Below are 15,504 nucleotides of genomic sequence, written 5' to 3'. Positions count from 1 at the left end.
GGTTTCAGTCCGGGTTGCTCCAGCGCGCCCGGGCTGTCTGATCTTTTTCTCTTGCCTCAACCCAATGCTCACCAGATCGGGTGATTTCTTTTTTCCAGAAAGGCGCTTCAGTCTTCAGGTAATCCATGATGTAACGGGCAGCTTCGAAAGCAGCTTCTCTGTGCGCACTGCTGACACCAACGAACACAATCTGATCTTCAACGGCCAGTGAGCCGATTCGGTGAATGACTCTGATACGTTGAATGTCCCAGCGCTGTTGGGCTTGTTCTATGATGCGTTTTAATGATTTCTCTGTCATACCGGGGTAGTGCTCTAAAAAGAGCCCGGTGACATCAGGTTGCTCGCTGAACTCGCGAACCCGTCCGGTAAAGGTGACGACAGCCCCGGTTTTAGGTGCTTGGTTGCTCAAAAAATGATTTTCTTTTTCTATCGAAAAGTCATTTTCCTGAACAGATATTTTAATGTTTTCAGTAGTTGCCTTGTAGTTCATTCTAACCTCCTGTGACCGGAGGAAAAAAAGCAACTTCATCATTACTTTCTACGCATTTTTTTTCATCGGATAATTCTTGATTTACTGCGCATATTGAATATTCGGTGCTGAACAAATATTTGTGACTATTAAATTCAGAAACCAATGAATTTCTTATGTCAGAAACAGTGCATGGAGTTTTTATATCTAGATCAAAAAAATCAAGAGAAAGTTCTTCTTTAATTTTTGCAAAAAAATATATACGTATCATCAGGATCTCTCCCAGTGACCGGTCTTTCCGCCTGATTTTTCAAGTACTTTTATGCCTTCGATGATCATTTCTGGGTCGACGGCTTTGCACATATCAAACAGGGTCAATGTTGCAACTGAAACCGCAGTGAGTGCTTCCATCTCTACGCCGGTTTGCCCGGTTAGCCGGCAAAGACTATGGACCCGTATCCGCGAGTTATCTGGCTCTACGTCAAAATCCACTGCCACTTTGCTAAGCATCAATGGGTGGCATAACGGGATAAGCTGACTGGTCTGCTTTGCTGCTTGAATGCCTGCAATACGCGCTACGCTAAATACGTCGCCTTTGTGATGATTACCCTCGACGATAGCCTGCAATGTGGCTGGCTGCATGGTGACATAGCCCTCTGCTCTGGCTTCGCGAACGGTGGGCTTTTTGCCCGATACATCGACCATAGAGGCCTCTCCGCGGGCATTAACGTGGGAGAACTCAGTCATCATTGGTTACCTTTTTCAGGCGCATGGCGAAGTTGCACGGCTTGTGGCGGCTATCGAGTTGCTGGCAGATGATCTGCTCCCAGGCCTGACGGCAGGCATTCGTTGAGCCTGGTACGCAGAAGATCAGAGTGTCATTGGCCAATCCTGCTGTTGCCCGGCTCTGAATGGTCGAGGTGCCGATGGTTTCGTAGGAAAGCTGGCGGAACAGTTCTCCAAATCCATCGATCTTTTTATCGAAGAGAGGTTCTGCGGCTTCGGGTGTCGAGTCCCGCTCGGTGAAGCCTGTACCTCCAGTGACGATGATGACTTGTGTCCGGTCATCGGCGATCCATGTGGAAAGCGATTCGCGAATTTTATAAATGTTGTCGACAACGATTTTCTTCTCAACAGAGTTGTGTCCTGAACCATTGATTGAATCGACTAAAAAATCACCGCTTGTATCATTTTCTTCTGTTCGTGAATCAGACACTGTGAGTACAGAAATATTAAGACGTATAAAATCATCGTTGAACATTTTTACCATCATTTAATTCCTATAATTATTTAGTATATCGCATGCATCATCCCAGGATTCTGGTGTGTTGCAGCTCTTGAGTTCGATTGTATTTTCTGAAGATATAAAATCGCATTTTATATTTTTCAGAAAAAACCTAATTGAGGGGTTTTGGTCACTCGATAATATATTTTCGGCGACTTTTTTTGCTTGTTCCAGATTGCGAATGATCATTGGGAAAAAGCTCTGGTCAAATGCAGTTGATTGACTACTTTTAAGCAGGCGGGAGAATACACCGCACTTCAGCAGAGGCATGTCGCACGGAACAACGATCAGGGAGTCTGTGTCTGGCTTGCAATGAGCAAAGGCTGAGTGAATGCCTGCAAGAGGCCCTTTTTCAGGGTAGACATCCTCGACACTTTTCAGTCCGCTCAAACCGGCACCACTGACCAAAATATCTTCGATGCCAGCTTCTCTCAGGCAATCGGCGGTAAATGACAGCTGCGAGCGGCCGTCAGGCCGAATCAGCTGCGCTTTGTCGCGTCCCATCCGCTCTGACTTTCCACCTGCAAGGATAACGGCGGTAATCTGCTCGCTGGCTGCAGTTGCTATTTGTTTCATTTGTGGGCCCTCAGCTTAACTGGCAATTCAGCCACCAATTTAACCGCCAACTTAGCCATCAACTTAGCCGCCAATGCCCGCGAAATGCGTTCGCACTCCGGTATCACCATCGTGCAAGGCATGTGTCGCTTTTTTCTCGTTCAGGCTCTCCTGAAGGAATGCGATGACGTCGGTGATTTGCTCGTCCCTGCCGAGCAGGTGACGGAAGTCGTAGCCCTTGTCACCAAAGAGACATAGATGAAGCTGTCCGTTCGCTGACACCCTGAGTCGGTTGCAGCTTGAGCAGAAGTCTTTACTGTAGGGCATGATCAGGCCGATGCGCCCGGCGTAGTCCGGGTGCCAGAACTCCTGCGCGGGGCCATCGGTGAGTTTTCTCAGTACGGACTGCCAGCCAGAATCGAGCAATTGAGCTTTGATGCTGTCACCGCTGATATGGTTCTCTTCGAAGAACTCCTGATTGTCGCTGGTCTGCATCAATTCGATAAAGCGCAGTGACACCGGCGTTGTCCTGATCCAGTTCAGAAAGTGCGGTAGCTGGTCGGCATTGTGGCCACGCATCAGTACAGCGTTTACTTTGATGTCGTTGAATCCCATCTCATGAGCCATCGCCAGCCCATCGAGCAGATCCTGAAGGCGATCATGACCCGTGATGGCCTTGAACTGCCGTGGGTCGAGGCTATCGATACTGACATTAAGGCGTGTCAGGCCGGCATCAATCCAATCAGGCAGGAAGGTTGGTAACTTCCAGCCATTGGTGGTCAGTGCGATGTCGTCGATGCCGGAAACGGCTGCAACAGTGCGGATAATCTCAGGGAGATCGCGGCGCACGGAGGGTTCTCCGCCGGTAATGCGGATCTTTCGGGTGCCCTGGCGGGCGAATGCGGTCACGACGCGACGTATCTCATCCACCGACAACGGGGGCGTGCTATCGCTGCACTGGTAGCCGTCTGGCAAACAGTAATTGCAGCTGAAATTGCACACGTCCGTCACCGACAGGCGCAGATAGTTAAAGCGCCGACCGTGATGGTCCTGCAATGTCATGGGTACACCTTTCCAAGCGCGGGAGGCCCGTCAGTTTCCCAACGAACCCGGCGAACCTGCAGAGCTGAGGCGGATTCCTCAGTCCGGGTCGCGGCCCGTCAACCATATCCATGTGGGATGAAGGTTGCCGGGCTTCGGCGTAAATCTGGGATCAGTGTACGCCTTCCATGCACTACGGACAATTGTTGGCCGTTGCACATGTTCGTTTCACCGAGTGATCCGGCCAGGGTGATATACAAGTGGATATGCTTAGTTCGTATGAGACAGATGTATGCTTGTGGCATGATAAAGCTTTGCATCGTGGTGGATATCGCATCGCAGTGGACAATCGTCATCTGTCGTCCATTGACACTCTCAGTCGTAGTGCGTCTGATACCTGTGTTGTGTTTTACAGGACGTATTTATGGAAGCAATCACATACGACTCAATGGAATCTCTGCTCGGCCAGCAAGTGACTTTATCGGACCAGGCTGACAATGCCGTGCGACTGACCATCTCAGAGGTTGAGCGTACTGCGCTGGATGGTGATGACTGGGAAGCGTTTGCGGTCTCGCTTGAGGGGCAGGATGATTTTCGGGTGCCGCAGGGTATGTATCGGCTCACGCATGAAGCGATTGGCAGTGGCGAGCTCTTTATTACTGCGCACGGCCCGACTGAGTATCAGGCCGTGATCAGCAGGAAGCGCTAGGAGCTATCTATGCATGGATGCAGATCAGACAGACATCAATTCGGGCGTCGTCTCCATCAGAACATAGACCTCATTAAAGCGGCTGACCTCCTTGAAGCCAAGGCGCTCATAGAGTTTTTTGGCCGGATTATTCTGCTCAACGTGAATTCTTACCGGCAGGCCTTTGTCGTTACCTTCTTCGATTATGTTCTGCAGCAGGTAGCTGCCCGCGCCAGAGTCCTGGTATTCAGGAAGAATGGCGATATCAACAATGCGTATTTCATCGCTCCAGTAATCAATAAAGAAACGACCGGAAGGTCGACCATCAATTTCAATAATGCAGAAATGATCGCTGCAGTAATGACTGTGATAGTGCTGTGTCTGCGCCGAAAACTGCTGCTGAATAAAAAGCGTTTTTTGTTGTTCGTTAAAGGGCGTCATCGCCAGCTCCGCTTCGCGGGTAGTGCGGTATAACGACTCCATAAACGAATAATCACTGTCGCTGGCAGGGCGAAGTGCAATACGGCTTTCCCAAGCTTGGTTGGTCATTGGTAGTTCCTTGATTACCGGGATCATTCTTAGAAAGAAAGTGTGGGTAAAACCACGAATAAAGTAAACAGAGGGAGATCAGAATGGCAGAACCTTTTTTGAGTGAAATCCGCATGTTCGGATTCGGCTGGCCACCGCGTGGCTGGGCGGAATGCGATGGCCAGATTTTACCTATTAATCAAAATCAATCTTTGTATTCATTGCTGGGTACGACTTATGGAGGCGATGGGCGTACGTCATTTGCACTGCCTGACCTTCGCAGCCGGACGCCAATGGGAATGGATGCAAGTTTGCACCAGGGCCAGCGTGAGGGGGTAGAAAACGTGACCCTGACGGATGCGAATATACCAGTGCACCGTCATGCAGTGAATGCGACCACAGAAGCGGGAACGACCAAGTCCTTTGACGGTAATATATTAGCGTCGGCTGTCGATAGTGGGTCGCCAACGGATTACTATGCAGAGCCTCAGAATCTGGTCTCGTTCGCATCGCAATCGGTGTCTTATATTGGCGGTTCTATGTCGCATAGCAACGAACAGCCATCCCTCGTCGTTAATTTCTGCATCGCGATGCAGGGCCTTTTCCCATCGCGTAATTAAGGAGCCAGTTATGTCAGAACCATTTGTTGGCGAAATTCGAATGTTCGCCGGAAATTTCGCTCCGCGTGGCTGGGCATTCTGTGATGGTCAGCTACTGGCTGTCAGCCAGAATGATGCCCTCTTTTCATTGATCGGGACCATTTACGGTGGTGATGGTCGCACTACATTCGCTCTGCCGGATATGCGTGGTCGGTTGCCTGTTCATCAGGGGCAAGGACCGGGGTTAAGCCCTCGCCGCTTGGGTGCGCGTTATGGCAGTGAGAGAGTGAACCTGACCATCAATCAGATCCCCAGCCACAATCACGAATATCTGGGATCAGCCAATATCGCTGATAGCAACAACCCGGCAAGTGATGTTGTAGCGTCTCATAATGATGGCGACCTTCCTTATGTTGATGTGCCGTCAGTCGACAAAATCACAAGCCTGAGTAGTGATGCAGTCAGTGCTACGGGTGGCTCACAAGCGCACCAGAATATGATGCCGTCACTGTGCATTAATTACATTATGGCCCTGGTCGGTATTTACCCCTCGCGGCACTGAAAAGGAGTTTTATTATGTCTGAACCATTTATCGGAGAAATCCGTATTTTTGGCTGCAACTTTGCCCCACGTGGCTGGGCCTTCTGTCAGGGGCAATTACTGCCCATCGCTCAGAATACAGCACTATTCTCAATTCTGGGCACAACGTATGGTGGTGACGGTCGTACGACACTTGCCTTGCCCGACCTGCAGGGCCGTGCACCGATGCACCCGGGACGAGGTCCTGGTTTGACGGCGCGTCGCCTGGGGGAAAAAACCGGCGTCGATGAAGTCACGCTCACAGAGGCTGAACTTCCCAACCATAAACACGTCCTTTACGGTGCTCAGACGGCGGGGACAGAGGCGTCTCCATCGAATACCAGAATGATGGCGAGAGACAGGCCGGCTTCTGGCGACAATATCGTGTATCTGAACACCGCATCGACGAAGAATACGGTCATGGCAACGGAGGCCATCGGTACGATGGGGGGAAGCCAGGCGCACGAAAACCGTCAGCCTTTAATGGGCATGAATTTTTGTATTGCGCTGATGGGGCTCTACCCAAGTCGCAGCTAATGGCCAGGATTAACGGCGAGGATTAATCACGATAAGTGATGTGTATACGAGAGAGGGGTAGAGAGGCCCCTCTCTCGGTTTGGTTGGTTATGGAATTAATGCGGAACCTACTGCTGTTGCTCGTTATATTTTCGGCCCCTGTTATGGGGTGCGAATTGCCATTTCCGAATTTCGGCAAGGTATGGTGCTTAGTGCCTGCTGCCAATGACTCCCAGTCGGGCGTGTACCGGGTCAGCGGCAAAGATCTGCAGGTACGTGTGTCTGATCGCCTGATTGTCCGGGCAAATGGCTTTACTCGCGAATCCCTGCAGGCACTTGATTCCCGCATTGAGGCGGTCAGCGAGCTTTACCTCATGGACGATGCCGTCTATTACTCCGTTAATGTCGGGGTAACAGACCGTTTACCCGTAGTGATGCGTTCGCTATCGGAGGTTCAGGGCGTTAGTCTGGTGCAGCCAGATATCCTGCAACTGCGGGAGAAGCATGCAGCTGAGGCCCTCGCGGAGACAACTCCCATCTATCTTACCCAGCTTGGTATCCCTGAGCTTTGGCCGGCTACTCAGGGGCGCGGCGTTCGCGTTGCCGTTATTGATGATGGTTTTGATCTGAACCATGAGGAGCTCCGGCACACTCAGGTGATTTTCAGTTACGACACGGCCAGTCGTTCACAGGATGTAAGCCCAGGTGGAGCTGATGACTCGCACGGAACCAGAGTCGCGGGTGCGATATTCGCTGCTCACAATGGCGTCGGCATTGACGGAATCGCGCCGCAGGCGAGCCTGATCGCCATCCGTCAGCCAGACACCTGGACGAGTCATACGATCCTCAGTTTCTACCTCTCTAAACTGTCTCAAGCTGACATTGTTAACGCTAGTTGGCGCTCTCAATGGTTATTGGAGCCTATGGCTGATATTGTTGCGGACTTGGCGCAAAATGGCCGCAGGGGAAAAGGCTCTGCTGTGGTATTTTCCGCCGGAAACAGCGGCATGAATCTGGCTGAAGATGATTCTGAATCTCAGCTGCAGGCCGCTGTGGTTATCGGAGCAGACAATGGGAAGGGACAAAGGACGAGGTTCAGCAACTATGGACAGACAGTGGATGCATACCTTTATGGTAACGCCGCGCCCGCAGTGGTGCCGGGCGGCTACGGACGCTTCAGCGGCACTTCCTTGTCTGCGGCTGTGGCCAGTGGCTATTTTGCCCTGCTTCTCTCGCAAGACCCTTCGCTTACTCTTCATCAGTTGGTTGCGCGGCTGCAACAGCGCTTGTCTCAACATCAGTCCAGCCCGCTGGAGCCTGAGTCATGACTGATACGCCTCAAGCACAGAAGCCGCAGGAAGATTCTGCACAGAACGACGCTTCACAGAGCGGCGCTTCACAGAGCGACTTAGCGGAAAACGCGACGGATTTTTCGTTTACCTACTCGGGCAATATCCCGGCGATTCTCAAGCACCTGAATATCTCTCTGGCGTTTACTTCCTATCAGGCGGGTCGTCTGATGCTGGTTCGTACCGACGGCGAAGACCTGGAAATTAACTTTAAAGAATTCCCCCGACCAATGGGCCTGACGGCAACAGATCAGGGGCTGATACTCGGTACCTTTACTCAGATTATTCAGTTCCAGCGGGAAGACGGTCTGCTCGAGCAGATTAAGAAGCCCCTGCCGGATATTGCTCAGGACATTACTGCGCCCCGTGCTCACAAAAACGATGAAGAGAAACAGGCCGATGCTGAACAGCGGTTGGCGAATAAAGCCTATGTTGAAAAATTAAAACCGGTCGACGCACGCGTCGATGCTTGTTTTATTACCCGTTCAGCTCACTACACCGGCATGATTAACATCCATGACATCGAATGGGGAAACAGCGGGTTATGGGCGGTTAACTCCAGTTTTTCGTGTCTCTGCACTATCGATCCTTCTTACAGTTTCATTCCTCAGTGGAAGCCCCCCTTTATTGAAGCACTTACGCCAGAAGACCGTTGCCACTTAAATGGTATGACGCTCCGCGATGGTGAACCTGCGTATGTCACCACCTTCTCTCAGTACGAAGACCGTACACAGTGGCGTGACAGCAACAAGCATACGGGTACGCTGATTGACGTTAAACGCAATGAAGTGGTGGTCAGTGGACTGGCAATGCCTCACTCACCGCGTTGGCACAATGGCCGGGTGTATTTCTGTCATTCGGGGCTGGGCCATCTCAATTGCTATCACCCTGACACAGGTAAAATGGAAGTGATTGCAGAGTTGCCGGGCTTTACCCGGGGAATCGATATTTACGGCAGCATTATGTTTGTCGGCCTGTCCCGCAAGCGTCAAAGTGATGTGACCAGCCCCGGTCTGGTGACCGAAGACCCCGAGAAAACCTGCTCAGGTATCTGGCTGTTCAACCTCGATACGCACGAAGTGATCGGCACCATTAAATTTCAGGGCAATGTTGATCAGATTTACGACATCGCCATTTTATATAACACCAGCTTTCCGGAAGTGATCGAACCGACTCACCCGAGAATGCGGAACCACTTTTCTCATCCAGGACTTCCGACCTGAAGGATTCATTATGGATAACAATACCAATAAGAAACGACCAGGAGCGTTGACACCCTTGAAAGCCATAGCGCCGATGATCGCCATGGCCGTGCCTTTCTCTGCGCCTTTTTCTGCATCTATGGCCAATGCCTCTTCGCGTTTAGCCAGTGTAAGCCGAAATGGCCTGAATAAGCGTGCAGTCGTTTCTCAGGTTGAGCAACACAGTCGCCCTGAAGCGGCAAGAGCATTCTCAGCGTTTGGCGGTAGCGCGGATGCACGAGCAGTTTCACGAACAGTGGATCAGGACGCGCTCGCTTTTCTTGCCAGCAATGACTTGTTATCTGCTGGCGAAGAAAGGGCCGGATATGAAAGTGGCGACCTGGATGATTTGACGGGCCGGAAGCATTTTCTTAGTTGCACGAAAAGTGGTGCACCGTATTACTACCCAGGCGGAACGTTTCCAATTGTGTTTAGTTCTGTCTGTACCTCCTCTTATAGCGTGAACTGGATTCCTGGTCAGGACGAGCAACCCCCGCATTTCAAAGACGGTATTGGCCAGGAAACTCTGGTCGATATGACGATTCTTCCCGGCAACTCAGATTCTCAGTTGTTTGAAATGGCCGACAAGAACCTCAGCTCGATTTCATTGACCGCCGCGTCCAGTAACCAGGCCGCGGTACGCGATGCCGATATTACGATTACTCGTGACGCGGTCGCGATCGATACTTACACCATAGCGATCAACAATGTAGTGGGCGGTGGTGGCGCGACCATTACCGTAACGGCTACCGATGGAAATGGTAATTCCCGTAGTGACACCTTCTTTATCGATACGGGTGTAGCGCCAGATCCACTGGAGATGACCGGCGGTGACAGCGCAGTGTCTCTGATGATTCTTGAGGATGCCGGGCTTACCGCACTCAGCGCTGCGGATTTTGCTGCGGCAACCGGCGCGACGGGCACACTGAGCTGGTCAGCGAGCGGGGCCACGAAAGGCACCGCCAGCGCAACGGGGTCAGTGTCAGCGCCGACGACCGGCGCCTCACCTGCGTCGGTCACATACACACCGAACGCCAACGCCACAGGCAGTGATACCTTTACCGTTACCGTCAATGATGGCTCGGCGACCGACAGTCGTGCTGTGAATGTCACTATTACTCCAGTGAACGATGCACCAACGCTGATTGTTCCGTCGACGCAGCGCGTCAGTGGCACAGGGGGCTCGCAGCGGTCCATTCCGGGGTATGCGACAGCGCAGCCGGGAGGTGGTTCTGATGAAGCTGGCCAGACATTTACCTATTCGGTGGTAGAAACCCTTGATGAAAATAATGTTGTTTCCGGCGTGTCCATTACGTCAACAGGAGAACTGCGCTTCACCCCGGCGGTGGATGCGGAAGGCTACGCTTACTACTCCGTCACGGTGACCGACAGCGGTGGTACCGCCAACGGTGGGGTAGATACCTCGGCACCTATTGTGGTGACGTTGAGCATCGACACTCTGGCTCCGGAACTCACTCTGAACACGCCGGTTGCCTCACCGACCACGGATCACCGTCCGGAAGTCACCTACTCCTCGAACGAAGCCGGTTACCTGTCAGGCGGCGGTTCGTGTGGTGTGGCAGATGCAGGACTGAAAACTCCCGGAACGTACACCGTTCGCCTGACGCAGACCGACAATACTACGCCGCTGGCTGATGGCACCTACAGTGACTGTACACTGATCGTGGAAGACACGAACGGCAATGCCACTACATTGCCGCTGGGTACCTTCGTTGTAACGTCTGACCTGACGCCGCCAACCGTCACTTCAGTCGACGTTCCCACCAACGGGACCTACGGTGTTGGCGATGTACTGAGTTTCACGGTGAACACTGACGAAGCCGTTAACGTCAGCGGCAGTCCGGCAATCAATATGATGATTGGCGGCACTCCGCGCAAAGTTACTTACAGCAGTGGTTCCGGCAGCCAGTCACTGGTGTTCAGTACGACGGTCGCTGTTGGCGATCTGGACACCGATGGTATCGAAGTACTGTCTCTGACCCTGGACGGTGGAACACTGACCGACGCCGCGGGCAATGCGATGGACCTGACACTGAATGGCCGTGGCCCGACCGCGGGCATTCTGGTTGACGGTGTGGCCCCCGTTGTCAGCAGTGTCACTGTACCTGCTGCCGGTACCTATGCCGTGGGGGATGTGCTTGCCTTTACGGTTACTGCATCCGAAGCACTGACCATTTCTGGAGGCACGCCTTCGCTTGAACTGGTCGTTGGCTCTACAGTCCGTCAGGCATCCATGGTAAGTGCTTCCGGCACAGATATGACCTTTACCTATACCGTGACTGCTGGTGACCTGGATAGTGACGGCATTTCCGTAAACAACCTAGTGGCTAACGGTGCGACCCTGCAGGACGCTGCTGGAAATGATCTGGCTCTGGGAGTGGGTGCGGTTGATAGTAGTGGCGTGCTTGTTGATGCTGTTGTGCCCGTAGTGACCTCTGTTGCGGTGCCGGCTGATGGCTTATACAGCGAAGGTGGCACGTTCGACTTTACCGTAAACCTGTCAGAGCCGGTTACGACCACTGGCGCTCGCCCTGTATTGAATCTGAATATTGGTGGGCAGTTACGCGAAGCCGCATTGTTGGATGGTAATGGAACTGCAGCACATGTATTCCGCTACGCCGTACAACCGGGCGATGAAGATTCTGACGGCATCGAAGTGCTGACCATGGATCTGAAAGGCTCAACGGCAGTCGATGCTGCCGGTAACGGTCTGAATACGGCGTTGAATAACGTCGCGACAACAACAGGTATCACGGTCGACGCGGTAGTGCCTGTAATCAGTGTGATCAACACCAGCGCCACAGCAACAATCCCAGCCGGCGGGACGCACGACTTTATTCTGCGCTTCTCCGAAGATGTCACTCTGAATACCACGGGTGGCAGCCCTCGAATTGCTCTCGATGTGGGTGGCGAAATCCGTTATGCAACGGCGCCCACTTCTTTCTCTGGTGTGTTCGCGACCTTTACCTATACCGCTCTGGCTGGCGATGTTGATACCGACGGCATCAGCATGACGGCGATTGAACCGAACGGTGGATATTTTGCAGACGCTGCGGGCAACCGTGTTGACCTGACAAGCTATGTGACCCCGGATACCAGCAATCTGAAAGTGGATGCGATTCCACCGTCAATTTCTGGTCTTGAGGTCACTGCTCCGAACCATGCGAAAGCAGGTGATGAAATTACTGTCACACTGGTAGCAGATAAAGTGATCACGCTGGGGAATGGTGGTATTCCAGCGATCAAATTACAGGTAGGTAGTCGTGAAGTGGATGCTCTGTATCGTACGGGGTCGGGCACTCAGCGATTTGATTTCACCTATACGGTGGTCGACGGGGACAACGACGGTGATGGCTTTGCTATTAACAGTCTGGCCATGAATGCTGCAGTGATTGAAGACAGTGCGGGTAATGCGCTGGATACCACATTGCCTTCTCTGCCTGATACATCGGCCTATAAGGTTGATACCACAGCGCCAGCGTTGCAGTCATTCCGTCGCCACAACCCGGTTGATGAAGTCACCTCCAGTGACTCACTGACCTGGCGCGTGGAATTTAATGAGGCCGTTAGCGGTGTCATGCCGACAAGTTTCTCCGTGTCCGGAACAACCGCGACTGTTGTCACGGCAAAAATTACTGACACGACATATGACGTCACGGTTACCGGGGGCGATTTATCTGCTCTGGATGGCACGGTTGGGCTTAACCTCGCCGCAACGTCGGGGATCACTGACCTGGCGGGCAATGCACTGCCAGCGACTGAGCCCGCGACGGATGAAACCTACACCGTCGATAACACGGCACCTGCGGTGAACATTCAGGCGCCATCAGCAACGTTAACGTCCAGTACCGCGATTACTTATGTGGTCCAGTACACAGACGCTGATAGCATCAGCCTGAGTGCTGACGACATCGCCGTGACATCGACGGGAGATGCCGCTGCGGGCACGATTACCGTGACGGGAAGCGGGCCAATGTCGAGAACCGTGACTCTGAGTGACTTCAGTGGCGACGGTACTCTGGCCATCGATATTGCTGCGGGTACGGCAGAGGACGGAGCAGGTAACGCCAGTGCCGCACCGGCCACGTCAGATGCCTTTACCGTTGATACTACGCGACCTACGGTCAGCATTACCGCACCGACCGCATCGCCTGATCCGTTCGATATTACAGTGACCTTCAGCGAGTCAGTGTCTGATTTTGTTGTGGGGGACATCACGATAGCGGGCGGCAGCCTGAGTGAGTTTGCCGGCTCTGGCACGACTTATACCGCGAAGGTTACCCCGAACGTCGTCGGCTCTCCGGTAAACCTGAGTATCGCTGCGGATGTCGCTGAAGATGCTGCGACCAACGGCAACGAAGCTTCCGCATCCGTGTCGGTAGATACCAATAACGTACCGACGATTGCGATTAGCGGTGATGAGATTGAAGGCCAGACTCTGGCCGCTCAGTTGTCTGACAGCGATGGCGTCAGTGGAGCCGTTACCTACGATTGGGTGTCTGACGGAAACAGCGTTGGCAATGCCGAAACCTACACGCTGCAAGCCAGTGATGTGGGGAACCAGTTGAGCGTTAACGCTGTATATACCGATGACGCAGGTTATGCCGAAAATGTCACCTCTGCACTGACCGGTGTGATTATCAGCATCGAGCAGAACGCCTGGAACAACATCGGCGACAGTGTGGGCTCACCATCGACGCCAGCGTCGTTTGATGACTACGGTAATGTCGGTCTGAGTGGCCCGAGTGATGATGAACTGAACCGCATTATGTCGATTCTGAATCGTGCCGTCAGTCAGCAGGCAGCGGTGACCGACATCGATGAACTCAGCGAACTTGAAGCACTGGTCGATACCATTATGGAAGGTCAGGACGACGACAAAGACGGTCTGCCGAATCTGGTTGAAGACGATGGTCTTAAAGACACCGACCGCGACGGCATTGATGATCGTGACGATGTCGACGCCGATAATGACGGGATCCGCGACAATCTCGAAGTCGATGCCCTTGGCGCCATGGACGACGATGATGCCGACGGCATTGTAAATCTCTTCGACTTTGATCAGGACGGCGATGGCTACCCAGATTCAAGAGACTTCAGCGATGCCAACCTGGATGGTGTGATTGATGAATTCGATACGCTGGAAGAGCTGGTGGATTACTTTGCGGCTGATGCGACAGGTACACCAGTAGCTCCGGGTGCGGTTTCCGGAGCGGCCTCGGTTCTCGCAGCCAGAAATGCCGAAGTGGATACCGACGGCGATGGCCTGATCAATTCTCTTGATATCGATTCCGACAACGACAGTGTGCCGGATGTTATTGAGGCTGGTCTTTCCGATAGCAATGATGATGCCCTGGTCGATGATGGCACTGCCCTTATTGAGGATGCCAATGACCTGCCTGACACAGACAGCGATAGCCGTGCAGACTTCCTGCAACTACTGAGTAACGGTACAGACCCTGATATCAGCCAGTCTGCCGTCTTCACTGCAACCATGGTTGCGGCGCTGGATCAGGACGGTGATGGTCAGCTCGATAGCACTACGGATGTTGATCTCGATGGATTAATGGATGTTGTTGATAACGCGATCGGCGCCTTTGGCTCTGCCAAAGACTTCGATGGCGATGGTATCCCGAATCACCTTGATCCGGATGATGACAACGACAACATCTCAGACATCGAAGAAAACGCTGAGCTGGCGCAATTCTTCACTGGCGAAGATGCCGACGGTGACGGCATTGATGACGGCTTCGATGCCGAAATCAATGGCGTGACCTATGGTACCGACACCAACAACAATGGCGTGCGCGATGATCGTGAACTACCTGACCTCGATGGCGATGGGCTGGTCGACTATCTGGATGACGATGCAGATAACGATGGCATTCACGACAGTGTTGATGACGATATCTCTCTGCCGGTAGATCCGGGACCGGGTAATGGTCAGGCGCCGGGTAACAACGATGCCGATGGTGATGGCGTGGACGATGATGTTGATGCATCGGTGAATTCTGATAACGACGTTGAAGTATCGACAGGCGTTGGTAGTGCTGGTCTGGCCACCCTGTTTGCCCTGGGGTTAGTGCTGGTGGCGGTGCGTCGCAAGCCAATACTGGCGGCAACGCTGCCTTTACTGTTAGCGGCTCAGGCGGTGAAAGCAGAGAATGATAACAACCACTGGAGTATCGGCACTGCGGTTGGTCTGAGTAAATACGATACGAATATCGTTGGCCCTGGCCTTGAGTTAACTGACCGCGAAGGCCTCGGGTTTCAGCTCAACGCCGGTTATCACCTGAACAGCGAGTTGAGCGCGGAAGTTGCTCTTACCGAGCTGGGTGATGCGGGTGTTGGTACTGGCTGGGTCAGTTATCAGAGTCAGGCAATATTCCTCGGTTACCGTCCAGAGGCGATTCAATATTCTGGCTTCCGGCCGCAGGTTAAGGTGGGAGTGAATCGTATGGAATATGAAGGTCACAAAGGCCTGAATATTGATAAAGAATCAGCCACGATGCCGGCATGGAGTCTTGGGGTTGATTACCCTCTGGGGCGCGAAGGATACGTGGAGTTAATGTTTACAGCATTCTCGGAAGAGGTGAACTTTTACAGTGTGGGCTTCCGTCAGCGCTTTTGATA

At 52.8% G+C, this 15,504-nt stretch carries 14 protein-coding genes and 1 riboswitch; of the genes, 7 read left to right on the top strand and 7 right to left on the bottom strand.

The window, feature by feature from the left end; genetic code table 11:
- Nucleotides 1–4: 4 nt before the first annotated feature.
- From moaE to moaA, 6 genes are all read right to left on the bottom strand, one after another.
- On the bottom strand, nt 5–490 hold the full coding sequence (gene moaE / locus AC5E51_RS06040; RefSeq protein WP_491778276.1) for a molybdopterin synthase catalytic subunit MoaE: 486 nt from the start codon (nt 488–490) through the stop codon (nt 5–7).
- Between the two features lies 1 nt (nt 491).
- Nucleotides 492–740, bottom strand: coding sequence for a MoaD/ThiS family protein (locus AC5E51_RS06035; RefSeq protein ID WP_488073305.1), 249 nt, complete (start codon nt 738–740; stop codon nt 492–494).
- Nucleotides 740–1,216, bottom strand: a complete 477-nt coding sequence (gene moaC, locus AC5E51_RS06030; protein ID WP_068436335.1) for a cyclic pyranopterin monophosphate synthase MoaC — start codon at nt 1,214–1,216, stop codon at nt 740–742. Before moaC ends, AC5E51_RS06035 begins: the two co-directional genes overlap by 1 nt.
- Nucleotides 1,209–1,739: a molybdenum cofactor biosynthesis protein B gene (gene moaB, locus AC5E51_RS06025; RefSeq protein WP_068436356.1), complete on the bottom strand. Its 531-nt coding sequence runs from the start codon at nt 1,737–1,739 to the stop codon at nt 1,209–1,211. Before moaB ends, moaC begins: the two co-directional genes overlap by 8 nt.
- Nucleotides 1,740–1,742: 3 nt before the next feature.
- Nucleotides 1,743–2,330, bottom strand: coding sequence for a molybdenum cofactor guanylyltransferase (gene mobA, locus AC5E51_RS06020; protein WP_068436336.1), 588 nt, complete (start codon nt 2,328–2,330; stop codon nt 1,743–1,745).
- Nucleotides 2,331–2,393: 63 nt separating this feature from the next.
- Nucleotides 2,394–3,371 carry a GTP 3',8-cyclase MoaA gene (gene moaA / locus AC5E51_RS06015; protein WP_301377896.1) on the bottom strand — a complete coding sequence of 326 codons (978 nt, stop codon included), beginning with the start codon at nt 3,369–3,371 and terminating at the stop codon, nt 2,394–2,396.
- Nucleotides 3,361–3,523: riboswitch (molybdenum cofactor riboswitch) on the bottom strand. It overlaps the preceding gene by 11 nt.
- 251 nt (nt 3,524–3,774) lie before the next feature.
- On the opposite strand from moaA, the gene AC5E51_RS06010 reads away from it, so the two are divergent.
- A complete protein-coding gene (locus AC5E51_RS06010; RefSeq protein WP_297533360.1) occupies nt 3,775–4,059 on the top strand; it encodes a DUF6916 family protein in 285 nt (94 codons plus the stop codon).
- Nucleotides 4,060–4,083: 24 nt separating this feature from the next.
- On the opposite strand, the gene AC5E51_RS06005 is transcribed toward AC5E51_RS06010, so the two are convergent.
- Complete coding sequence (locus AC5E51_RS06005) at nt 4,084–4,587, bottom strand: GNAT family N-acetyltransferase (RefSeq protein ID WP_297533361.1); 504 nt, start codon at nt 4,585–4,587, stop codon at nt 4,084–4,086.
- 83 nt (nt 4,588–4,670) lie between these two features.
- Here AC5E51_RS06005 and AC5E51_RS06000 point away from each other — a divergent pair, with 83 nt between their 5' ends.
- From AC5E51_RS06000 to AC5E51_RS05975, 6 genes are all read left to right on the top strand, one after another.
- The gene (locus AC5E51_RS06000) at nt 4,671–5,186 is read left to right on the top strand and encodes a phage tail protein (protein ID WP_297533362.1); all 516 of its coding nucleotides are present in this window, start codon (nt 4,671–4,673) and stop codon (nt 5,184–5,186) included.
- A 10-nt stretch (nt 5,187–5,196) separates the two neighbouring features.
- Nucleotides 5,197–5,727 (top strand): phage tail protein, encoded by a 531-nt coding sequence (locus tag AC5E51_RS05995; RefSeq protein WP_297533363.1) that lies wholly within the window; start codon nt 5,197–5,199, stop codon nt 5,725–5,727.
- Nucleotides 5,728–5,741: 14 nt separating this feature from the next.
- The gene (locus AC5E51_RS05990; RefSeq protein ID WP_068436348.1) at nt 5,742–6,281 is read left to right on the top strand and encodes a phage tail protein; all 540 of its coding nucleotides are present in this window, start codon (nt 5,742–5,744) and stop codon (nt 6,279–6,281) included.
- A 155-nt stretch (nt 6,282–6,436) separates the two neighbouring features.
- Nucleotides 6,437–7,588 (top strand): S8 family peptidase, encoded by a 1,152-nt coding sequence (locus AC5E51_RS05985; protein WP_297533364.1) that lies wholly within the window; start codon nt 6,437–6,439, stop codon nt 7,586–7,588.
- Entirely contained in the window at nt 7,585–8,832 is a 1,248-nt protein-coding gene (locus tag AC5E51_RS05980) for a TIGR03032 family protein (protein ID WP_297533365.1), read from the top strand. Before AC5E51_RS05985 ends, AC5E51_RS05980 begins: the two co-directional genes overlap by 4 nt.
- Before the next feature lie 10 nt (nt 8,833–8,842).
- Entirely contained in the window at nt 8,843–15,502 is a 6,660-nt protein-coding gene (locus AC5E51_RS05975; RefSeq protein WP_491778275.1) for a beta strand repeat-containing protein, read from the top strand.
- Nucleotides 15,503–15,504 lie beyond the last annotated feature (2 nt).

This window comes from Thalassolituus sp., assembly GCF_984348125.1.
This window is presented reverse-complemented; position numbering and strand designations above follow the sequence as displayed.